18 protein-coding genes are annotated in these 20,701 nt (G+C 73.1%); 7 read left to right on the top strand and 11 right to left on the bottom strand.

Annotated features, from left to right (window positions below; translation table 11 throughout):
• Positions 1 to 149 precede the first annotated feature (149 nt).
• Genes ABWI07_RS34155 through ABWI07_RS34145 form a run of 3 tightly spaced genes read right to left on the bottom strand, consistent with a single transcriptional unit; the run spans position 150 to position 3,209 of the window.
• Entirely contained in the window at positions 150 to 518 is a 369-nt protein-coding gene (locus ABWI07_RS34155; RefSeq protein ID WP_353821092.1) for an ATP-binding protein, read from the bottom strand.
• A 44-nt stretch (positions 519 to 562) separates the two neighbouring features.
• The gene (locus ABWI07_RS34150) at positions 563 to 901 is read right to left on the bottom strand and encodes an STAS domain-containing protein (RefSeq protein ID WP_149264524.1); all 339 of its coding nucleotides are present in this window, start codon (positions 899 to 901) and stop codon (positions 563 to 565) included.
• A gap of 31 nt (positions 902 to 932) precedes the next feature.
• On the bottom strand, positions 933 to 3,209 hold the full coding sequence (locus ABWI07_RS34145) for a SpoIIE family protein phosphatase (protein ID WP_353821091.1): 2,277 nt from the start codon (positions 3,207 to 3,209) through the stop codon (positions 933 to 935).
• Positions 3,210 to 3,536: 327 nt separating this feature from the next.
• Between ABWI07_RS34145 and ABWI07_RS34140 the strand changes: the two genes are divergently transcribed.
• From ABWI07_RS34140 to ABWI07_RS34130, 3 genes are all read left to right on the top strand, one after another.
• The gene (locus ABWI07_RS34140; RefSeq protein WP_353821090.1) at positions 3,537 to 7,772 is read left to right on the top strand and encodes a hybrid sensor histidine kinase/response regulator; all 4,236 of its coding nucleotides are present in this window, start codon (positions 3,537 to 3,539) and stop codon (positions 7,770 to 7,772) included.
• Between the two features lie 74 nt (positions 7,773 to 7,846).
• Positions 7,847 to 8,512, top strand: coding sequence for a response regulator (locus ABWI07_RS34135; RefSeq protein WP_149264542.1), 666 nt, complete (start codon positions 7,847 to 7,849; stop codon positions 8,510 to 8,512).
• Positions 8,513 to 8,607: 95 nt separating this feature from the next.
• Positions 8,608 to 9,696 carry an urease accessory protein UreH domain-containing protein gene (locus tag ABWI07_RS34130; protein ID WP_353821089.1) on the top strand — a complete coding sequence of 363 codons (1,089 nt, stop codon included), beginning with the start codon at positions 8,608 to 8,610 and terminating at the stop codon, positions 9,694 to 9,696.
• Positions 9,697 to 9,712: 16 nt separating this feature from the next.
• On the opposite strand, the gene gltX is transcribed toward ABWI07_RS34130, so the two are convergent.
• Both gltX and ABWI07_RS34120 read right to left on the bottom strand, forming a co-directional pair.
• Complete coding sequence (gene gltX, locus ABWI07_RS34125) at positions 9,713 to 11,116, bottom strand: glutamate--tRNA ligase (RefSeq protein WP_353821087.1); 1,404 nt, start codon at positions 11,114 to 11,116, stop codon at positions 9,713 to 9,715.
• A gap of 46 nt (positions 11,117 to 11,162) precedes the next feature.
• Positions 11,163 to 11,741 carry a TIGR03086 family metal-binding protein gene (locus ABWI07_RS34120; RefSeq protein ID WP_353821086.1) on the bottom strand — a complete coding sequence of 193 codons (579 nt, stop codon included), beginning with the start codon at positions 11,739 to 11,741 and terminating at the stop codon, positions 11,163 to 11,165.
• 98 nt (positions 11,742 to 11,839) lie between these two features.
• Here ABWI07_RS34120 and ABWI07_RS34115 point away from each other — a divergent pair, with 98 nt between their 5' ends.
• Positions 11,840 to 12,721 (top strand): helix-turn-helix domain-containing protein, encoded by an 882-nt coding sequence (locus tag ABWI07_RS34115; protein WP_353821085.1) that lies wholly within the window; start codon positions 11,840 to 11,842, stop codon positions 12,719 to 12,721.
• Entirely contained in the window at positions 12,718 to 13,356 is a 639-nt protein-coding gene (locus tag ABWI07_RS34110; RefSeq protein WP_353821084.1) for an NUDIX hydrolase, read from the top strand. Before ABWI07_RS34115 ends, ABWI07_RS34110 begins: the two co-directional genes overlap by 4 nt.
• 3 nt (positions 13,357 to 13,359) lie before the next feature.
• Here the strand turns inward: ABWI07_RS34110 and ABWI07_RS34105 are convergent, their stop codons facing one another.
• From ABWI07_RS34105 to ABWI07_RS34095, 3 genes are all read right to left on the bottom strand, one after another.
• The gene (locus tag ABWI07_RS34105; protein WP_149264517.1) at positions 13,360 to 14,121 is read right to left on the bottom strand and encodes an SDR family NAD(P)-dependent oxidoreductase; all 762 of its coding nucleotides are present in this window, start codon (positions 14,119 to 14,121) and stop codon (positions 13,360 to 13,362) included.
• Between the two features lie 84 nt (positions 14,122 to 14,205).
• Positions 14,206 to 15,216: a methyltransferase gene (locus ABWI07_RS34100; RefSeq protein ID WP_353821083.1), complete on the bottom strand. Its 1,011-nt coding sequence runs from the start codon at positions 15,214 to 15,216 to the stop codon at positions 14,206 to 14,208.
• Between the two features lie 84 nt (positions 15,217 to 15,300).
• Positions 15,301 to 15,801, bottom strand: a complete 501-nt coding sequence (locus tag ABWI07_RS34095) for an HAD domain-containing protein (protein ID WP_149264515.1) — start codon at positions 15,799 to 15,801, stop codon at positions 15,301 to 15,303.
• An 89-nt stretch (positions 15,802 to 15,890) separates the two neighbouring features.
• On the opposite strand from ABWI07_RS34095, the gene ABWI07_RS34090 reads away from it, so the two are divergent.
• Together ABWI07_RS34090 and ABWI07_RS34085 are read left to right on the top strand one after the other, a co-directional pair.
• On the top strand, positions 15,891 to 16,745 hold the full coding sequence (locus tag ABWI07_RS34090) for a class II glutamine amidotransferase (protein ID WP_149264514.1): 855 nt from the start codon (positions 15,891 to 15,893) through the stop codon (positions 16,743 to 16,745).
• Positions 16,746 to 16,801: 56 nt separating this feature from the next.
• On the top strand, positions 16,802 to 17,614 hold the full coding sequence (locus tag ABWI07_RS34085; protein WP_353821082.1) for a PIG-L family deacetylase: 813 nt from the start codon (positions 16,802 to 16,804) through the stop codon (positions 17,612 to 17,614).
• On the opposite strand, the gene ABWI07_RS34080 is transcribed toward ABWI07_RS34085, so the two are convergent.
• From ABWI07_RS34080 to ABWI07_RS34070, 3 genes are all read right to left on the bottom strand, one after another.
• Positions 17,607 to 18,749 (bottom strand): ARPP-2 domain-containing protein, encoded by a 1,143-nt coding sequence (locus ABWI07_RS34080; RefSeq protein WP_353821081.1) that lies wholly within the window; start codon positions 18,747 to 18,749, stop codon positions 17,607 to 17,609. The two genes, ABWI07_RS34085 and ABWI07_RS34080, sit on opposite strands and share 8 nt — an antisense overlap.
• Complete coding sequence (locus ABWI07_RS34075) at positions 18,746 to 20,188, bottom strand: hypothetical protein (protein WP_353821080.1); 1,443 nt, start codon at positions 20,186 to 20,188, stop codon at positions 18,746 to 18,748. The genes ABWI07_RS34080 and ABWI07_RS34075 overlap by 4 nt, the downstream gene beginning before the upstream one ends.
• A 216-nt stretch (positions 20,189 to 20,404) precedes the next feature.
• A complete protein-coding gene (locus tag ABWI07_RS34070; RefSeq protein ID WP_353821079.1) occupies positions 20,405 to 20,686 on the bottom strand; it encodes a hypothetical protein in 282 nt (93 codons plus the stop codon).
• Positions 20,687 to 20,701 lie beyond the last annotated feature (15 nt).

Genomic DNA, 20,701 nt, shown 5'->3' with positions numbered 1-20,701 from the left:
TGTTTCTGCGACGTTTTAATGCGGGTGTGTCCCCCTCCCCGCCGCGCCCCCCCGCCGCTGTTTGGCGGGCCCCCCCCCCCGCCCCCGCGGGGGGCCCCCGCTCCCACAGGTGGTCATGCGAGAGGGCTCGTTCCGGCTGGGACGGCGTCTCAGATGCCGACCTCGGCCCAGACGACCTTTCCGCCGGTCACCGGGTCGGCGCCCCAGGAGTCGGCGAAGCGGTCGACGATGAACAGGCCGCGGTGCGACTCGTCCAGGGGGCCGGGGACGGTCAGGCGGGGCAGCTGGGCCGCGCGGTCGCGGACCTCTACACGGATCCGCTCGCTGCCGCGCAGCAGCCGCAGCTCCAGCGCCGTCCCGGCGTGCCGGACGGCGTTGGCCACGAGCTCGGCCACGATCGCCGTGACGAGCTCCTCGCGGTCCATCAGCGCCCAGGTGCGCATCGTGCGGGCCGCGAGTCGCCTCGCGTACTCGACCGCCTCGGTCTGGGGCGCCGCACGCAACGTGGTCTCGGTCATCGGGTCGGTCACTCCGCCCGCTCGCCGTTCTTCATCGTGTCCCTTCACCGCCCATCGGCCGAAGCCTCCTCCGCCGGGCCCTCGATGAGGAAGCGGTCGAGCCCGGTGGTGCGCAGCACGTTCTCGACGCGGCCGTAGGCCCCGGTGACGGTGAGCGTGGCGTTCTGCGCGCGCGCGTGCTTGTACGCGCGGACGAGGACGTTCAGGCCGGAGGAGTCACAGAAGTCGACCGCCGCGAGGTCGACGACGACCGACCGCTCGCCCGCGTCCACGAGCTCGGTCAGCCGAGCGCGCAGCTCGTCGGAGGAGTGCAGGTCTATAGAGCCGCGCGCGGCGATCGTCGCACGGCCTTCCTGTCGTGTCGTGTGCAAGGCAAGCCCCACGCCACCCCACCTTACCGATTGTTGGTCTCCATCATGACGCCCGCAGAACGATGAGGGCAACGTCGTCGTTCGACGGCTCCGGGCCGAAGTCGCGTACCGCGCGCTGGATGCGGGCCGCCACGGCTCCCGCGCTCAGCCCGGTGCAGCCGGCGAGCAGCTTCTCCAGGCCGTGCCCGTCGCCCAGGAGCCGGCTGCCGGAGCGCCGCTCGGTGACGCCGTCGGTCACGCAGAGCAGGACCTCTCCGCGGCGCAACTCGACGGTGTCGGTGTGGAACTCCACGCCGTCGAAGACGCCCAGCAGGGGCTGGGGCGAGGCGACCTCGCGCACGCCGCCCTCAGGGTCGAGCACCAGCGGGGGCGGGTGCCCCGCGCTCGTCAGTCTGATCGTCACGCCGTCGCGGCGCCGCCGGGCCGTGATCTCGCCGTGCAGCAGGGTGAGCAGCCGGCCGCGCTCGCCCTCGCCGAGGATGAGCCGGTTGAGCCGGGTCAGGACGGCCGGGACGGTCATGTCCTCGGCGGCGAGGATGCGCAGCGCGTGCCGGGCGAGGCCGGTGACGGCGGCTGCCTCGGGGCCGGTGCCGCACACGTCGCCGATGGCGAACCGCCAGCGGGACGCGGGGGCCGGTCCGCCGGGCCGGCGGCCGCTCTCGAAGACGTCGTAGAAGTCGCCGCCGACCTCGCTGCCCTCCCCCGCCGGCTCGTAGACCACCGCCACCTCCAGGCCGGGGATCTCCGGGATGCCGGGCGGCAGCAGGCTGCGCTGCAGCGCGCTGCTCATGGCGGTCTGGGCGGAGAACAGGCGCGCGTTGTCGACGGCGAGGGCCGCGCGGCGGCTCAGCTCCTCGGCCAGCTCGATCGCGCTGCGCGGGAAGCGGTCGCCGGCCGGGCGGCCGATCACGATGGTGCCGATGCGCCGGCCGCGGGCGATCAGCGGGAAGGCGTAGACCTGGTCGTTGGCGGTGTCGCCCACGGCGGCCCGGACCTCTTCGGGCGCGGTGGCGAGCCCGTTCCAGGGCCCGGAGGCGTCGGTGGGCGGGGCCGCGCCCGCGTGCTCGAGCAGCTCGCGCAGGCCGTCGGCGCGGTCCTCGTCGGCGTGCCACACGTAGGCGAGCCGGTCGGGCTCGGCCTCGGTGACGGTGTAGACGGCGCACCAGGTGGCCAGGCGCGGCACGACGAGCTGGGCGACCAGGGCCATCGTGCGCTCCTGGTCGAGGGTGCCGGCGAGCAGGTCGCTCGCCTCGGCGACGAAGCTGAGCCAGCCGCGCCAGGAGCGTTCCAACTCACCCACCCTGGCCTTCTCCAGGGAGAGCGACATCTCGTCGGCGAGCCGGCCGAGCCGGGCGCCGTCGGACTGGTCGAAGCGGCCGGACAGGGACGAGACGGCCACGATGAGGCCCGTCAGGCGGCCCTGCGACTCCAGCGGGGCGGCGGCCAGCGAGGAGGCCCGCAGCGCGGCGGCGGTCGGATCGGAGGCGTCCGCGGCGACCCAGGCGGAGCCGGCGCGGGCGGCAGGGGTGAGGGAGGCGACCGACAGCTCGCCGAGCGGCATCTCCGCGGCCGTGCCGGCGGCCGACCCTATGATCAGGCGCCCGTCTCGCTCGGTCAGCAGGACGGCGGCGCCCTCGGCGCCGAGGACCTCCCGGACGGTGGCGACGCCGTCCTCCATGGCCTCCACGGCCGCCGGGGAGCGCAGGAGCCGGTCGCCGGCCACGGGGACCTCGCTCGCGCCGCCCGCCAGCCTGCCCTCGCGGACCTGGGCGGCGGCTCCGTCCCGTGCCGGCTCGACCGCGCCGGGAGCGCCGCGATCACGGGCGCCGCGATCACGGGCGGCGCGCTCGCCCTGCGCGGAGCCGTTCGCGGCGATGTCGGCGGTGAAGGCGGCCTCCGGACCGCCGGCGGCCGCGCCCTCGGGCGCCGCGGCGGCCTCGGCGGCGCCCGGCCGGGTCAGCCGGAACCAGACGCCCTTGGTGCGGCGGTCGTAGGAGACGCCCCAGGAGGCGGCGAGGCGGGCGATCGACGGGAGCCCGCGCCCGCTGGAGGCGGTGACGCCCGGCATCTCGATGCCCCGGGTGGGGTGGCGGTCGCGGACCTCGATCTCGACGTCCCGGCCCACGAGGCGGCAGGAGACCTCGAACGAGGTGCCCGCGTAGGCGATCGCGTTGGTGGCGAGCTCGCTCGTCGCCAGGACGGCGTCGTCGGCCACCTCGTCCATGCCCCAGTCGGCGAGCACCTTGCGGACGAACCGGCGCGCGTCCGCCACCGCCGCCGCGGCGGACGGGAAGGTGGCCGTCGCCGTCTGCCGATCCAACTGTCGTCCCTCGTTCGAAGCTTCTCCACCCGGGCCTGGCTATCGTGGCAGACTGGTCGGCCGCCCGGCACCGGGAGGCCCGAACCCGCCCGGGAAGCGGGTCCGGCCTGGGCCTTCACCACCCCCGCCACAACACGACAGACCGTAACACGAAGGCTACGAGAGCGGACCGGCGGCCGATCCCGCCCGACCGCCGGAAGCCCGCGGAACGGAGCCCGCCGCCGCACGGCGACGTAGAGTACAGGTGCGGCCGATGAGGCCCCCAGAGCAGCCGGAGTCCGTGGTATCCGGATACCCGATCGATCGCGGGCCAGGAGGATGAAGAGCATGCCGCGTACCGCGTCACGTGCCCGCCCCGGCGGCGGGTACCGCGACACCACCCCGCGTTACAGCGACGCGGACCTCGAACCGCTCCTGAAGGCGCTGGTCGCCGTACGGGACGGCAAAGCGAAGGCCGAGCTGGACGTGTCGGGTGAGGGCGCTGTGGCGGAGGCCGCGGCCATCCTGGAGGAGATCCGTGACAACGGCATGGAGCTGGCCTCCGGGCTGAGCCGCGTCCGGAAGGAGATCGGCCGGGAGGGGCAGCTGCGGGGGCGCCTGACGCCGGGGACGCTGCGGGGCACGTGGGCCGGCGCGGTGGAGGACGCCAACGCGATCATCGACAAGCTCACCGACCTCGCCACCGGGATGAGCCAGGTGGTGGAGGCGGTCGCCGCCGGGGACCTGAGCCAGCGGGTGGAGCTGCGGGTGCGCGGCCGACCGATGCGCGGGGAGCTGCTGCGCATGGCCAAGTCGGTCAACGGCATGGTCGAGCTGCTCGACCAGTTCACCTGGGAGGTCACCCAGTTCGCCCGCGAGGTCGGCACCGAGGGGCGGCTCGGCGGGCAGGCGCCGGCGCGCGGCATGACCGGCCGCTGGCGGGACGTGACCGCGTCGGTGAACGTGATGGCGTCGCGGCTGACCTCGCAGGTCCGCGACATCGCGGAGGTCACCACGGCGGTGGCGCGCGGCGACCTGACCCGCAAGGTCACGGTCGAGGCGACCGGCGAGCTGCAGGAGCTGAAGCTCACCGTCAACACGATGGTCGACCAGCTGTCGGCGTTCGCCGGCGAGGTCACCCGCGTCGCCCGCGAGGTCGGCACCGAGGGGCAGCTGGGGGGCCAGGCGAACGTGCCGGGCGTCAGCGGCGTCTGGAAGAACCTGACCGACAACGTCAACGCGATGGCGAACAACCTGACCTACCAGGTCCGCAACATCGCCCAGGTCACCACCGCCGTCGCCGAGGGCGACCTCGGCAAGAAGATCACGGTCGACGCGCAGGGCGAGATCCTGCAGCTCAAGAACACCGTGAACACGATGGTCGACACGCTCTCGGCGTTCGCCGACGAGGTCACCCGCGTCGCCCGCGAGGTCGGCACCGAGGGCCGCCTCGGCGGCCAGGCCCGGGTCCCCGGCGTCAGCGGCGTGTGGAAGGACCTGACCAACAACGTCAACGGCATGGCGTCCAACCTGACCTACCAGGTCCGCAACATCGCCCAGGTCACCACCGCCGTCGCCGAGGGCGACCTCGGCAAGAAGATCACGGTCGACGCGCAGGGCGAGATCCTGGAGCTCAAGGACACCGTGAACGCGATGGTCGACACCCTGTCGGCGTTCGCGTCCGAGGTCACCCGCGTCGCCCGCGAGGTCGGCACCGAGGGGCGGCTCGGGGGCCAGGCGATCGTGCCCGGCGCGGGCGGGGTCTGGCTCGACCTGACCGACAACGTCAACTCGATGGCGAACAACCTCACCAACCAGGTGCGCGGGATCGCCCAGGTCACCACGGCGGTGGCGCAGGGCGACCTGACCCGCAAGATCGAGGTCGACGCGCAGGGCGAGATCCTCCAGCTGAAGACCACCCTGAACACCATGGTCGACACCCTCTCGGCGTTCGCCGACGAGGTCAGCCGCGTCGCCCGCGAGGTCGGCACCGAGGGCCGCCTCGGCGGCCAGGCCCGGGTGCCGGGCGCGGGCGGCATGTGGAAGGACCTGACCGACAACGTCAACGGCATGGCGTCCAACCTGACCTACCAGGTCCGCAACATCGCCCAGGTCGCGACCGCGGTCGCGCACGGCGACCTGACGCGGCGCATCGACGTGGACGCCCAGGGCGAGATCCTCGAGCTGAAGACCACGCTGAACACCATGGTCGACACGCTGTCGTCGTTCGCGTCCGAGGTCACCCGCGTGGCGCGGGAGGTCGGCATCGAGGGCCGCCTCGGCGGCCAGGCCGAGGTCGAGGGCGTCTCGGGCACCTGGAAGCGGCTCACCGAGAGCGTCAACGAGCTGGCCGGCAACCTGACCACCCAGGTCCGCGCGATCGGCGAGGTCGCGAGCGCGGTCGCCACCGGCGACCTGACCCGGACGATCACCGTGGAGGCGCGCGGCGAGGTCGCCGAGCTGAGCGACAACGTCAACCTGATGGTCGCGACGCTGCGCGAGACGACCCGCGCCAACGAGGAGCAGGACTGGCTCAAGACCAACCTGGCGCGCATCGGCGGGCTCATGCAGGGCCACCGAGACCTCCAGCAGGTCGCCGACCTGATCATGCGCGAGCTGACGCCGACCGCGAGCGCCCAGTACGGCGCGTTCTACCTGGCCGAGAGCGGGGGCGAGGAGACCGAGCTCGTGCTGATCGCCGGGTACGGGACGCGGCGGCACCGCGGCGGCGCCGTCCGGTTCGGGCTGGGCGAGGGCCTCGTCGGGCAGGCGGCGCAGGAGCGCCGTCCGCTGCTGATCGCCGACGCCCCCGCCGACTACGTCAAGATCGGGTCGGGGCTCGGCGAGGCGTCCCCGGTCAACATCATCGTGCTGCCGATCGTGTTCGAGGACGAGGTGCTCGGCGCGATCGAGCTGGCCTCGTTCGGCCGGTTCACCGACGTCCACCTGGCGTTCTTCAGCCAGCTGATCGAGACGATCGGGGTCACGCTCAACGCGATCCGGGCCAACACCCGCACCGAGGCGCTGCTCGGCGAGTCCCAGCGGCTCGCGCAGGAGCTGCAGGAGCGGTCGGACGAGCTGCAGCGCCAGCAGGGCGAGCTGCGGCACTCCAACACCGAACTGGAGGAGAAGGCGGCGCTGCTGGCCCAGCAGAACCGCGCGATCGAGATCCAGAACTTCCAGATCGAGCAGGCCAGGCGGACGCTGGAGGAGCGCGCCGAGCAGCTGGCGATCTCCTCGCGGTACAAGTCGGAGTTCCTCGCGAACATGTCGCACGAGCTGCGCACGCCGCTGAACAGCCTGCTGGTGCTGGCCAAGCTGCTGTCGGAGAACCAGGACGGCAACCTCACCGGCAAGCAGGTGGAGTTCGCCCGGACGATCCACGAGTCCGGCACCGACCTGCTGGAGCTGATCAACGACATCCTGGACCTGGCGAAGGTCGAGGCCGGGAAGATGGAGGCGCACCCGCAGCGGCTGTCGGTGTCGGCGCTGGTCGACTACGTGGACGCCACGTTCCGGCCGCTGTCGGTCGACAAGGGCCTGCACTTCGGGGTGGAGGTCGCGCCCGACGTCCCGGCCACGCTGAACACCGACGAGCAGCGGCTGCAGCAGGTGCTGCGGAACCTGCTGTCGAACGCGGTGAAGTTCACCGCCGAGGGCGAGGTGCGGCTGCTGATCGAGCGGGCCGGCGACATCGACTTCACGCTGCCCGCGCTGTGGAACACGCCCGACGTGATCGCGTTCCGGGTGATCGACACCGGGATCGGGGTGAGCGCCGACAAGCTGCAGGAGATCTTCGAACCGTTCCAGCAGGCCGACGGGACCACGAGCCGCCGCTACGGCGGCACCGGGCTCGGCCTGTCGATCAGCCGCAACATCGCGCGGCTGCTGGGCGGGGAGATCCACGCCGAGAGCCAGCCGGGCCGCGGCAGCGTGTTCACGCTCTACCTGCCCGCCCAGTACGACGACCGCGACGACCGGCGCCGCCCGGCGCTGCCGGACGAGGCGGTCGCGGGGGCGGAGGCCGCGCCCGCCCTGGGCTCCGGCGCCGCGCCCGGGAACGGCGTCGCGGGCGCGACCGGGGAGGGCTCGCTGCCGGTGGAGCAACGCCCGCCGGGCGCGGAGCGTCCCGGCAAGCCCGAGCAGGCGCTCAACGGGCTGCTGCAGGAGCCCCCCACCGACTTCCTCGACACGGTCCTGTCGGGCCGCAAGGTCCTGATCGTCGACGACGACGTGCGGAACGTGTTCGCGCTCACCAGCGTCCTCGAGGGCTACGGCATGGAGGTCCTCTACGCCGAGGACGGGCAGGCCGGGATCGACGTCCTGCACCGCAACCCCGACGTGGCGGTCGTGCTGATGGACATCATGATGCCGGGCCTGGACGGCTACGCCACCACGGCCGCGATCAGGGAGATGCCGCAGTTCGCCGAGTTGCCGATCATCGTCATCACGGCCAAGGTGATGAAGGAGGACCGGGAGAAGAGTCTCGCCTCGGGCGCGTCGGACTATGTGCCGAAGCCCGTGGACGTGGACCATCTCCTTGATGTCATGAGGAACTGGCTGCAGCCCTCCGTCGTCCGCTGAGGAGAGGAGCCGGGGCAGCAGGGATCGCCGTGGAGGTGCGGCGTCAGGCGGGGACCGTGATCGGAGAGACGCGCGTGGACGACAAGGCCAAGATCCTGCTCGTGGACGACCGCGAGGAGAACCTGATCGCGCTGGAGGCCATCCTCAGCTCGCTCGATCAGGACCTGGTCCGGGCGCGGTCCGGCGAGGACGCGCTGAAGGCCCTGCTCACCGAGGAGTACGCGGTCATCCTGCTGGACGTCGTCATGCCGGGCATGGACGGGTTCGAGACGGCCCGCGACATCAAGCGCCGCAAGAAGACCCGCGACCTGCCGATCATCTTTCTCACGGCGGTGAACAGCGACCCCGACTACGCCTTCCGGGGCTACGCGGCGGGCGCGGTCGACTTCATCTCCAAGCCGTTCGACCCGTGGGTGCTGCGCGCTAAGGTCTCCGTGTTCGTGGAGCTGCACAACAAGAACAAGCAGCTCCGCGACCAGACGGCGCTGCTGCGCGAGCAGGCCGCCCTCCTGAGGGACCAGACGGCCCTGCTGAAGGCGCGGCCCGCCGGGACGCCGCAGGAGCCCTCCGCCGACCGGTCCGTGGGCGAGCGCCTGGCCTCGGTGGAGGAGCAGGCGGAGGTGCTCGGCAAGCACCTCCCGGCCGCGCTGCGCGACGAGTACGAGGAGCTCAGCCGCAGGATCGTCTCGCTCCGGGAGGCCGTCGACGGGCAGGAGCCCGTGGAGGGCCTCGCGGAGTGACGGCTTCCGGCACCGCGGGACAGCCGGGCGTATCCGCGCGGTGACGCTTCGCGGGCGCCGGGGTTGGGGAGGCTCTCTCGGCGGAGGTGGTCCCCGTGGGTGTCGCCACGCTCTTCCTCGCCGGTGCCGGGACGGGTCTGCTCGCGGGCGGCACCACCTGTGCGGCCACGCAGCTCGGCCTGCTCACCGGGGCCGTCAGCGGCGGGCGGGCGGCGGTCAGGCCGGTGGGGGCGTTCCTCGGGGCGAAGCTGGTCTCGCACGCGCTGCTGGGGGCGCTGCTCGGGCTGGCGGGGGGCGCGGTCCAGCCCGGCCCGCGGGTGCGCGGCGTCCTGCTCGCGGCGGCGGCGGTGGTCCTCGCCGTGTTCGCCCTCGACCTGCTGGGCTGCGGGCCCGCCCGGCGCCTCCTGCGGCGCGGCCGTGAACCTGAGCACTGCCGGGAACTTGACCACCGCCGGGAGCCTGAGCACCACCGGGAAGCCGAGCACCGCCGGGAAGCCGAGCACCGCCAAGAGCCGAGCCACTGCCAGGAGTCAGGCCCCTGCCAAGGGGCAGGGCACCGGCCTGCGGCGCGAGCCGGGCGTCCCGCCGCGCTCGGGGCGGCGACGGTGCTGCTGCCGTGCGGGCTGACGCTCTCGGCCGAACTGGTCGCGGTGACGTCGGGGTCGGCGCTCGGCGGCGCGGCCGTCATGTCCGGGTTCGTGATCGGGACGGCGCCGCTGTTCGGGCTCATCGGCGTGACGGTCGGCCGCTCGCTGCGGGCACTGCGGGGGCGGCTGACCGCGCTGCTGGCCGTCGGCCTCCTCGCCGCGGCAGGCTGGACGCTGCTGTCGGGCCTGCGCCTCGGCGGGTGGCTCCCGGACAGCGGCGGAGCGGCCTCGGCGGCGGACTCGGCGCGTTTCGTCAGGTCGGACGCGTCCGGAACCCAGATCGTGACCGTGTGGGCCCTGGACCGCGGCTACCGGCCCGCACTGGTGACGGCCCGCGCCGGGGTGCACACCGTTCTGGTGTTGAAGACGAGGGAGACGCGGGGCCACACGCGGGCGTTCACCGTCCCGAGTCTCGGCAAGGACGTGATCCTTCCCGTGACCGGTGAGACCCGCGTCGACCTCGGTACCCCGGGGCCGGGCCGGATGCGCTTCGTGTGCGCGTCCGGCCACTACCCCGGGGCTATCACGTTCCGCTAGGCGGAAACGGCCGGAGTCACGCGCCGGCCTCCAGCTTGGCGCGGGCGGCGGCGATGCGGGCGAGGGTGCGGTCGCGGCCGAGGATCTCCAGCGACTCGAACAGCGGAAGCCCCACGGTGCGGCCGGTGACGGCGACGCGGACGGGCGCCTGGGTCTTGCCGAGCTTGAGCCCGTGCTCGGTGCCGATCCGCTCCAGCCGGTCCTTCAGCTCGGCGGCGTTCCACGGCGCGTCCTGGTAGGCGGCCTCGGCGGCGGCGAGGATCGCGGCGGCGGGCTCCTTCATCGCCTTGTTCCAGGACTGCTCGTCGGCCGGCGGCTCGTCCAGGAACGCGAAGTCGATCATCTGGACGATCTCCGACAGCAGCGCGACGCGGGTCTGCGCGAGCGGCGCCAGCTCGGCGAACACCGCGACGTCCACGTCGAACGGCGCCTCCTGCAGGAACGGCAGGCACTCGGCGATGAACTTCTCGACGGGCAGCGCCCGGATGTACTCGCCGTTGATCGCGCGGAGCTTCTTGACGTCGAAGAACGCGGGCGAGGTGTTGACGTCCTCGATCCGGAACTCCTCGACCATCACGTCCCACGGGACGATCTCGCGGTCGTCGGAGGGGGCCCAGCCGAGGAGCATCAGGTAGTTGCGCATGGCCTCGGCGAGGTAGCCCTCGGCGCGGTAGTCCTCCAGGGCGACCTTGTCGCGGCGCTTGGAGAGCTTCTGCCGCTTCTCGTTCACGATGACGGGCACGTGCGCCCACACGGGCGGCTCCGCGCCGAGCGCCTCCCACAGCAGCTGCTGCTTGGGCGCGTTGGACAGGTGCTCCTCGCCGCGCACCACGTGGGTGATGCCCTGGCTGATGTCGTCGACCGCGTTGGCCAGCAGGAACATGACGGAGCCGTCGGCGCGGGCGATGACGAAGTCCTCGAGGAGGGCGTTGTCGAAGACGGGCTTGCCGCGCAGCAGGTCGACGACGGTGGTCTGGCCCTCGTCCGGGGTGCGGAAGCGCAGGGCCCGCCCCGGGCCGGGCTCCAGGCCGCGGTCGCGGCAGAAGCCGTCGTAGCCCTTGTGCTGGTCGCCGCCGCGGCGGGCGACCAGCGCCTCGCGGGAGCAGTCGCAGTAGTAGGCGCGCCCGGCCTCCTTCAGCGTGTGGACCGCCTCGGCGTGCTTGTCGGCGTTGGCGGACTGGAAGTAGGGGCCCTCGTACTGCCCGCCGTCCATCCCGAGCCACGCCAGGGCGCGGATGATGCCCTCGGTCCATTCGGGACTGTTGCGGGAGGCGTCGGTGTCCTCGATCCGCAGCACGAGCGTCCCGCCCGACTGCGCGGCCATCGCCCAGTTGAACAGCGCCGAGCGGGCGCCGCCGACATGGAACATGCCGGTCGGTGACGGGGCGAAACGTACGCGGATCGAAGAGGTCGAAGACATGCCTACCAGCGTAGAGCGCGCGGGACCCCGCTCGCGCCGGGTTTGTTCAGGGCTTCCAGTGCGGGTCGCGGCCGGACAGCCCGATGACGCGGTCGAGGAGCGGCGCGTCCTCGGGCACGGGGACGTCGGGGCCGAGCGCGCCGTACTTGCGGCTGATCTCGGCCGTGGAGACGAGCTGCTCCCAGGCGGCCTCCACGACGGGGGCGGGGAAGGAGGGCTCGCGGCCGATGGCGACGGCGAGATCCCACCCGTGCAGGACGCACTCGCCGAACACGATCCCCGCGATGAACCCGGCGGGCATGCCCTCCTTGCTGCCGGTCAGGCTCGTGTTGCCCTCCCACGCGCCCGGGTCCTGCCATGCCTCGGCCGTCCTTCGGGCCTGCTCGGCGAAGCGCTCGGCCCAGCCGGGCTCGGCGGTGAAGTCGTGGTCCTCCCCCGGCCCGGCGGGCGGCAGCCTGCGCGCGGCCGTCTCGCCCCTCGCGTTCCACAGGATCAGATGGTTGAGCAGGGCCCGCACGTCCCAGTCCGGGCAGGGAGTGGGCGCGTCCAGTTCCCCTTCCGGGGTCTCCAGGACGATCCGCGCCGCGGCCTCCGCCGCGGGCATCATCTGGCTCCGGATATCCATGGTCTCTTCCTCGCTCATCCGTTCGAACACATGGGAAACGCTAGAACGGGCCCGCGGCGGCCGTCTTGAAGAAACGCGACACCGTCTAGCCTGAGCCGGTGGAACGATCCCTACCCGGCGGGACGCGGGGCATCCTGCACGCCCAGACGGGCCTGGAGCGCTTCTCGATCGAGCGGCGCGAACCGCCCGCCGCGCTGGCCCCGTTCCTGGCGAACTTCTGGCTGCTGCGCTGGGACCTGCGCGGACGGCCGCCGCACCGCCAGCGGATCCTCACGCGACCGTCCGTCCACGTGACGTTCACCAGCTACCTGACCGGCGGGACGACACGGGCCCGGATCGCCGGGGTGGTGCGCGACGACTTCGTCGAGGAGATCCACGGCGAGGGGCGCGTGGTGGGGGCCGCCTTCCGGCCGGGCGGGTTCAGGCCGTTCATGGACGCGCCGGTGTCCACGCTGACCGGCCGGTTCGCGGGAGTTGACGAGGTCTTCGGCGAGGAGGGCCTCGCCCTCGCCGAGGAGATCTTCACCACCACGGACGACCACGAGGCGGTCGAGCGGCTCGCGGCGTTCCTGACCGGCCGGGGCCCCGAGCCCGACGCGTCCGCCGCGAAGGCCGCCGCGGTCGTCGAGCGGATCGCGGCCTGGCCGGGCCTGGCGCGGGTGGACGATCTCGCCGAGGACGTCGGGCTGAGCCCGCGCAGCCTTCAGCGCCTGTTCCACGAGTACGTGGGCATCGGCCCGAAGTGGGTGATCCGGCGGTTCCGGATGCAGGAGGCGGCGGAGCGGGCCGCGTCCGGGACGGGGGTCGACTGGGCGGAGCTGGCGGCCGAGCTGGGCTACGCCGACCAGGCGCACTTCACCCGCGACTTCACCGCCGCCGTCGGGACCTCGCCCGGCCGGTACGCGCGAGAGGCGGGGCGGCCCGCTCCGGAGGCGGGCCCGCATGCGCCGGAGGCGGGGCCTGGCAGGATCGACGCATGAGCGTCCCCTCCCCCGACCCCTTCGACGACCTCGCCGCGTTCCGGGCCCTCGCCGCCGAACGGCTCGGCTCGTTCGAGCACACGACCGTCCCCGACGCGCCCGGCCTGCGCCGCGCCGGGGTCGTGCTGTGCGCCGTCGAGCACGAGGGCGCACCGTCGCTGATCGTCATCAGGCGCGCCTACCGGGGACGCAACGCGGGGCAGTGGGCGCTGCCGGGCGGCCGCCTGGAGGACGGCGAGACCCTCGAGCAGGCGGCGCTGCGCGAGCTGCGCGAGGAGATCGGCCTGACCGCGGGCCCGGCCGACGTCCTCGGCAGGCTCGACGACTTCCCCGCCGCGTCCGGCTTCGCGATCACGCCGGTCGTGGTGGCGCTGGACGACCCCGGCCCGCTCGCGCCGTGCCCGGACGAGGTCCACTCGGTCCACCACACGACCCTGCGCAGGCTCGCCGCCGACGACACCCCGCGGTGGGTCCCGCAGCCGGACGGCGGGCACCTGCTGCAGATGTGGCTGGGCCCGGAGTGGCGCGTCCACGCCCCGACCGGCGCGATGCTGTGGCAGTTCCGCGAGGTGGTGCTGCTCGGGCGGCAGGTCAGGGTCGCCGACTTCGTCCAGCCCGACTGGACGCGCCACTGAGCGTCAGAACGTCCCGCCGTCCACGACGACGCGCTGCCCGGTGACGTAGGACGCGGCGTCCGACACGAGGAACCGGACCACGTCGGCGACCTCTTCGGGCGTGCACACGTGCCCGTAGGGGGACGCGGCGTCCTGCTGCCGGATGTCCTCGATGCCGGCCGTGGCCCGGACCAGCCTGCGTCCCATCTCGGTGTCCACCAGGCCGGGGGCGACGACGTTGACGTGCATGCCGTTGCCGCGCTCCTCCTTGGCGATCACCTGGGCGAGGGCCTCCATCGCCGCCTTGCCCATCGCGTAGGGGCCGCCGAACGCCGGCATCAGGTCCGTGGCGACGCTCGACACGAAGACCAGGTCGCTGCGCTCGGCGCGCCGCATCAGCGGGATCAGCGCCTGGCTGAGGTGGTGCGGGCCGAACGCGTGGACGCGCATGACCCGCTCCAGCTCGGCGGGGTCGGTGTCGGCGACGCTGTTGCCGCGGCTGGCGATCCCGGCGCTGTGGACGAGGATGTCCAGCTCGCCCAGCTCCGCCTCCACCCGCGCGGCCAGCGAACGGCACTGGTCGAGGTCGTCGACCGAGGCGCGGAACGCATGGCCCCGCACCCCTGCGGCCTCGATGTCGGCGACCGTCTTGCGCGCGGCCTCGTCGTCGCGCCGGTAGGCGACGGCGACCCGGGCGCCGTCGGCTGCCAGGGCCAGGGCGATGGCCCGGCCGATCCCCCGGCTTCCACCGGTGACCAGGGCCGTACGGCCGTCGAGTGAACTCACGGGGCACTCCTTCGTCAGGGCTGCTTGCGGCGGTCCCATCCTGCCCGGCCGCCGGGCCGCGCCGTAAGCGGGCCCTGACAGAAGTCAGTCCGCGATCCTTGCCTCGATGACGTGATACGCCGTCTCCGCTAGCGGTCCGGTCTGCGAGACGACCGTGAGGCCCGCGCCGTCCAGCAGTTCCCGGAACTCGGCCTCGGTGCGCTCGCGGCCGCCGGTCGCGACGAGCATGTTGAGGTCGTTGCGGACGATGCCCGCCGACTCCGGCGCGACCATCTCCGGCATCACCTGCTCCAGGAGCAGCACCCTGGCGTCCGGGCCCATCGCGGCGCGGCAGTTCCGCAGGATCTCGGCGGCCTTCTCGTCGGGCCAGTCGTGGATGACGCTCTTGAGCACGTAGGCGTCGGCGCCCTTGGGGACGGCCTCGAAGAAGTCGCCGGGCACGATCTCGGCCCGGTCCGCGACGTCGGCGAGGGGCCCGGAGGCGTCGGCCAGTCCGGCGGGCAGGTCGAACAGGACGCCGTTAAGGCCGGGGTGGGCGCGGAGGATCGCGGCGAGCAGCGTGCCGTCCCCGCCGCCGAGGTCGGCGACCGTCCCGTAGGCGCCGAAGTCGTGCGCCCCGACGACCGCCGGCGCGACGTCGCGGGTGTGCTCGGCCATCGCCCGGTTGAAAGTCTCCGACATCTCGGCGTCCGAGGCGAAGAACTCGAACGGCGTCCTGCCGGTCACCCGCTCCCAGGCGTACTCCCCCGTACGCACCGTCTCGGCCATGTCGCCCCACGTCCGCCACACGTCCGGGCCGCAGAACAGCCTGATCAGCGAGCGGATCGAGTCGGGGGCGTCCGCGCGCAGCCGCCGCCCTTCCTCGGTGAGCGCGAACAGGTCCGGCTCCTTCTGCTCCACGACGCCGAGGCCTGCGAGGCCGCGCAGCAGCCGGTACAGGGACGGCGCGTGGGTGCCGGTCGCCTCCGCAAGCTCGGCACTCGACCTCGGCCGGTCGTCGGTGAAGGCGTCCGCCACCCCCAGTTCGGCGGCGACGTGGACGATCTGCGCGTTCATGAACCCGAAGGCCGGCTCCATCAGCGGTGATCTCGGCATGGTCGGCTCCCTTCCTCGCCTCCGACGCTAGGAGGCCCGCGGAAAGGGCGTCTTGGACGTATGGAACCTCGGTGCCCGGGGCGCTCAGCCGGTGCGGGCGCGCAGCCAGCCGGCGGCGACCTCGATGTGGTCGTCGGTCAGGCCGGTCAGCGGATCGACCTCCACGAGCAGGTGGTCGGCGACGTCCGGCTCCCCGGCGATGCACTCGGTGGCGTCAGGCTCGTCCTCGAACCAGACGAACGGCCGGCCCTCCGCCCACGCGGCCACGTGGCGGGCCTTCCAGGCGCCCAGCGTGCGCCCCTCCGTGATACCGGGGAACCGCGGGATCGGCACGAACGGCAGTTCCGGGAGCCCGATGCGGGGGGCGATCCACTCGTTGGCGTTGTCGCACCAGTAGCTCGCCCAGGCCAGCTCGGCACCCGTGGATTCGGCCAGGTCGAGAAGCGCCGCGCCGTGCCCCGGGTAGAGCCACAGCTTGAACGTCATCCCGTTCGGGGAGCACTCGTGCCGCTGGAAGCCGCGGTGGGGCCGCTCGAACGGGTTGAGCACCCCGTCGACGTCCAGGAGAACCACCGGCGACCCCATATACGGACCGTACGGCATCCGGGGCCGCCCGTCGAAGGCCTTTTACCGTGCCCGGTCTTAGGCCGCCGACAGGCGGGCATCGTCCCTGCATGTGCCGCCTGTTCGGGATGACCACGGGAGGACCCCGCGTCCGCGCCACCTTCTGGCTGCTGGACGCCCCGGACAGCCTGCGCGCGCAGAGCCGCCGCATGCCCGACGGGACGGGCCTCGGCTGGTTCTCGCTGGGCGAGGAGCCGGTCCGCGACCGCGCGCCCGTCGCCGCGTTCCGGGACGCCGACTTCAACGCCGAGGCCCGGCACGTCGTGTCGCACACCTTCATCTCCCATGTCCGCTACGCGTCGACGGGGGCTCCCGACGTCCACAACTCCCACCCCTTCGTCATGGACGACCGGCTGTTCGCCCACAACGGGGTGGTCCGGGGCATCGACGTCCTCGACTCGTGGCTCACGGACGTGGACCGGGCGCCGATCCGGGGGCAGACCGACTCCGAGTCCGTGTTCGCCTACATCACGGCGGAGATCCGGCGCCGCGGCGACACCGCGACCGGGCTGATCGCGGCCGTCCGGCGCATCGCCGCCGAGTTGCCGATCTTCGCACTGAACATCCTGCTGGCCGAGTCGGGGCGGCTGTGGGCGCTGCGCTACCCGGACACCCACGAGCTGTGGGTGATCACGCCCGAGCTGACCGAGCCGGGCGAGGAGCGCCACCTCGGCGAGGGCCGCGAGCAGGGCCGGATGAAGGTGGCCGCGCACCGGGAGCCGACGCCCGCCTGCGTCCTCGCCAGCGAGCGTCTGGACGACGACCCCGGCTGGCGGCTCCTCGACCCCGGCGAACTGCTCATGGTGGACGGCCTTGAGGCGTCCTCGGTGTTCCCGTTCGACGCGCCCGCGCACCCGTTGACGGTCGCCGACCTGTCGGGGGCCGAGTCGACCTCGCAGACCTGATCGTTTGTCACACCCGGGACGTAGAGTGGGCGGCCGAATCTGCTGAGGAGTCCCCATTGACCCGAGAACTGACGCTCATGGCCGTCCACGCCCACCCCGACGACGAGGTGCTGGGCACGGGCGGGCTGCTGGCCCGCAGTGCCGCCGAGGGCATCCGCACGGTCTTGGTCACCTGCACCAACGGCGAGCAGGGTGACGACTCCGGCGGCGTGAAGCCGGGCGAGCCCGGCCACGACGCCGAGGAGGTGGCCCGGCGCCGCCTCGCCGAGCTCCGCGAGTCGGCCTCCCTGCTCGACATCGGCCACCTGGAGCTGCTGGGCTACCGCGACTCCGGAATGGACGGCTGGTCCACCAACAGCGACCCGGCGGCGTTCGCGAACATCCCGCTGGAGCAGTCGGCCGGGCGGCTCGCCGCGCTGATGGAGCGCTACCGGCCGCAGGTGGTCGTCACCTACGACGAGAACGGCGGCTACGGGCACCCGGACCACATCCAGGCCCACCGGATCGCCGTCGCCGCCGCCGAGCAGACCGGCATTCCCGACAAGCTCTACTACACGGCCATTCCGCGGTCGGGCATCAAGCAGATGTTCGAGGCCGTCCAGGCCGCGGGCGTCGACCTCGGCTTCGAACCGCCCGAGGACTTCGGCACCCCCGACGAGCTGATCACCAGCACCCTGGACGTCTCCGCCCACTTCGAGGCCAAGCGCGACGCGCTGCTGGCGCACGCCAGCCAGGGCGAGAACATCTTCCTGCTGAAGATGCCCGAGGAGATGCAGAAGGCGGCGTTCTCGTCGGAGTCGTTCATCCGCCACTACAACCGGATCGAGGCTCCCGCCCAGGAGGACGACCTGTTCGCGGGTCTCAGGTAGCGCGGCGCTGCGCCCTGAAGTGGTCGAGGACGTCCTGCCGCAGCAGGTAGCCGAATCCGGCCCGTTCGAGGCGCAGCGCGAGGCCCGCCCTGTCGGCGCCGAGCGCGGCTGCGGCGGCGCCCAGCCGCCAGTCGTGCTCGGCCAGCCGCTTGAGCAGGTACCCGCGCCTGACCTGCGCCTCCGAGAGCCGGAACGTCTTGAGGTAGGAGACGCGGCCGTCCCCGCCGGTGATGACCTCGCCGATGTGGTTCTCCCTGCCCAGCGCGAACGAGGGCAGGAACCGCGTCAGCTCGAACCCGTGCATCGACTGCACCGCCTGCCGCGAGCCGTCCGCGTCGAAGAGCCCGCCGGCCATGACCTCGTCGTGGAAGGCCGCCCACTCCGCCTCGCGGATCTGCGCCGCGACGCGCAGGTCGCCCAGCGTCCTGACCCCCGCGGCGTCGATCGGCGCGGACAGGTCGCCGGCGGGCGCGCCCAGCAGGCCGTACATGTAGACCAGCTCACCGAAGAGGTCCTCGACCAGCGTCGGGTGCAGCGCCCGGTAGTCGTCCGGGTGCGGCACGACGAACGCGCTCGCGAGGGCGTCGGCGACGTACACCAGCACGCCGCACTGCCCGGGATGGATCTCGAAGATGCGCAGCGCGTCCTCCAGGCCGCGGACCCTCCGTCCGAGGAAGGTCTCCTCGCAGCGCGGCGACAGGCCGTGCGCGACCGCCCTGCGCGACCACTCCTCCCAGGCGATCTCCGGGCCGCCGAAGTGCAGCGCCAGGTAGCCCTCGACGGCCAGGTGCAGCGGCAGGAAGCGGAGCCGGTCCTTGCCCGCCTTCCTGGCCATCCGCCGCGTGAACCGCACGGGCATGCGCGGCGGGGCGGCCCGGGTGTCGCGCTCCAGGAGGCGCGTCCCGTACGAGGCCGCCTGCGTCTGGTCGCCGTCGCTCCAGGTCGCGACGAAGGCGTGGGGGACGAACGAGACGTAGGCGGCGTCGCCGACGTCCACCACCGTCACCGGCTCCTCGAACGCCTTCCGGTGCAGCCGCAGGTGGGGCACGGGCTCGTCCCGGACGAGGGGGACGAGCCGTATCGAGCCCCACACCTGCGCGGGCCTCGTCTCCAGCCCGTCCAGCGTGAACGTCATGCGGGCTCCCCGAGGAAGCGTGCGGTCCGGTCGGCGAGGTGCGCCCGCAGCTTCGGCAGCCCGACCCGCCCCTCGGCGAACCGGGCCAGCTCGACCAGCGTCGGCAGGTCCTCGGCGTCCCGGACGCCCGCGGTCGGCACGCCCGGCGCCAGCCGCCGCACGTCGAAGTCGTCGGCGTCGTACACCGGGTTCAGGTGCACGATCATGACCCGCTGGCCGGGGGCGCGCCGGTGGCCGGGGTCGAGGCGCGTGCGCCAGACGCGCAGGACGTCCGCGGCCAGCCCCGGCGGCGCGTTGTCCCAGCCGTCGGAGACGATGAGGAGCCGCTCGGGCCCGGTCTCCAGCGCGTCGATGATCCGGTGGCCGAGCGGTGTCGGACCGGACGGGTACGCCAGGAGCTCGTCGGTGCGTCCCGACGTCCACAGCGGCGTGTACTCCTTGGCGAGCGTCTCCAGCAGGTAGTGCGCGGCGAGCGCGACCGCCAGCGGCCGCCTGCGCTTCTCTCCCGAGCCCAGCGAGGAGTAGCTGTCGTCCAGAACGGCCGTGACCCGTCCCCACGAGCCGCGCGCGGCCCCCGCGACGCGCCGCGCGGCGGTGCGCAGGGCCTGCGACAGCTCGGCCCGGCGCCGGGCCCTCTCGTCCAGGGGGAGGGCCAGCACGTACGACGCGAGCCTCGTCAGCGGCATCTCACCCAGGTCGGCCCGCACGGCCTCGACCTTCGCCTCCCGCGCGCTCTCCTGGAGGCGCAGCCGCTCCAGCCGCGTCAGCTTGTGCTGGATCCGCTCCAGGAAGACGTGGCGCGGGATCCCGTGCTTGGCGGCGAACCCCTCCGCGACCGTGTACGGCAGCTCGTAGATCGCGGCCTGCTCGTAGTGCGCCCGCCGCCACTGCTCGTAGAGGGGCGTCCGGAACGCCTTGGCGCCGGACGGCGCGAACAGGAACACCGGCTGCTCGCCGTGCAGCCGCAGATGCGCGTGGCGCACCGCGTCCTTCACCGCCGTCCGGTACTTCACGGAGTCGAACGCCGGGTCGCGGCGCCCGGCCATCCAGTCGCGGATGATGGCGCGCGTCCGCCGGTTGTTCACGCCGAGCCGCCGCAGGTCGCGGAACAGCCGGTACACCCGCTGCGGAGGCAGCCGCTCCAGCCGCCGCGCGATCAGCCGCCCCTCCTCGCGCCGCCGCTCGACCCCCACGTCGCCCGCGCGTACCAGCAGGTTGCGGACGATGATCGCCGCGTTGTGGTCGTTGACGTCCAGCGCGAGCACCGCCGCGTACATGTCGCGGTAGTTCTCCAGCATGTACTCGTGCAGGAACTCCAGGCTGAGCCGCTGCTCCCCGGAACCGTGGTGGAACTCCCGCTGCCCCGTGGAGGTGATCGCCGCGTTCACGAACATCAGCACGTCCTCGCACGCGACGAGGTCGGCGAACGTCTCGCTCATCACTCCCCCGGTCGGTCAAAGGCGCCGGCCGGGGAATGGGGGCGCGAGCAGCGAAGCATCGCTTAAGAGGCAAGTTCCGGAAGTCGCACCGAAGTCCCGCGGCCGGCCCCCGCACCGTAACACCGCATTCTTCGCGAAGCCCGCGATTAATATCCCAGCCGCGAGGGGCGGTCCCCGTCCGGTGACGGACCGCGGGCGGGTCCGCCGTCGCGGTGATCACGGGGGCGTGAAGCGCCGTCCTCGGTGGCGGGCGCGGGCTCGGGCGGCGGGGTCCAGGCGATGCCGGTGCGGGGACGCCGGCCGGTGGTGAGGTACTCGAGCACCGCGCGGCGGGCCGTCGCCGCGCTCGCCCTCGCCTCGCGGACGGATCCACAATGCCTGACCGGAGCGGCCGGTCGGCAGGATCTCCCGGACGATCTCGTCGAAGAGCCCGACGGCCTCTTCGGGACCGGCCGGCTCGTGGACGCTGACCAGATGGTCGATCAGCAGGAAGGCCATCGACGCATCATCCCA

It is taken from the genome of Actinomadura sp. NPDC000600, from assembly GCF_040492135.1.
Lineage (GTDB): Bacteria > Actinomycetota > Actinomycetes > Streptosporangiales > Streptosporangiaceae > Spirillospora.
The sequence above is the reverse complement of the archived record's forward strand: the minus strand, read 5'-3'. Positions and strand labels throughout refer to the sequence as shown.

Bases quoted from the DNA above. Each gene is read 5' to 3' on its own strand.
- ABWI07_RS34100 (WP_353821083.1), bottom strand. From the start codon at position 15,216: ATGCCGAGATCACCGCTGATGGAGCCGGCCTTCGGGTTCATGAACGCG.
- ABWI07_RS34080 (WP_353821081.1), bottom strand. From the start codon at position 18,749: ATGACGTTCACGCTGGACGGGCTGGAGACGAGGCCCGCGCAGGTGTGG.
- ABWI07_RS34155 (WP_353821092.1), bottom strand. From the start codon at position 518: ATGACCGAGACCACGTTGCGTGCGGCGCCCCAGACCGAGGCGGTCGAG.
- ABWI07_RS34070 (WP_353821079.1), bottom strand. From the start codon at position 20,686: ATGGCCTTCCTGCTGATCGACCATCTGGTCAGCGTCCACGAGCCGGCC.
- gltX (WP_353821087.1), bottom strand. From the start codon at position 11,116: ATGTCTTCGACCTCTTCGATCCGCGTACGTTTCGCCCCGTCACCGACC.
- ABWI07_RS34095 (WP_149264515.1), bottom strand. From the start codon at position 15,801: ATGGGGTCGCCGGTGGTTCTCCTGGACGTCGACGGGGTGCTCAACCCG.
- ABWI07_RS34110 (WP_353821084.1), top strand. From the start codon at position 12,718: ATGAGCGTCCCCTCCCCCGACCCCTTCGACGACCTCGCCGCGTTCCGG.
- ABWI07_RS34140 (WP_353821090.1), top strand. From the start codon at position 3,537: ATGCCGCGTACCGCGTCACGTGCCCGCCCCGGCGGCGGGTACCGCGAC.
- ABWI07_RS34090 (WP_149264514.1), top strand. From the start codon at position 15,891: ATGTGCCGCCTGTTCGGGATGACCACGGGAGGACCCCGCGTCCGCGCC.
- ABWI07_RS34120 (WP_353821086.1), bottom strand. From the start codon at position 11,741: ATGGATATCCGGAGCCAGATGATGCCCGCGGCGGAGGCCGCGGCGCGG.
- ABWI07_RS34075 (WP_353821080.1), bottom strand. From the start codon at position 20,188: ATGAGCGAGACGTTCGCCGACCTCGTCGCGTGCGAGGACGTGCTGATG.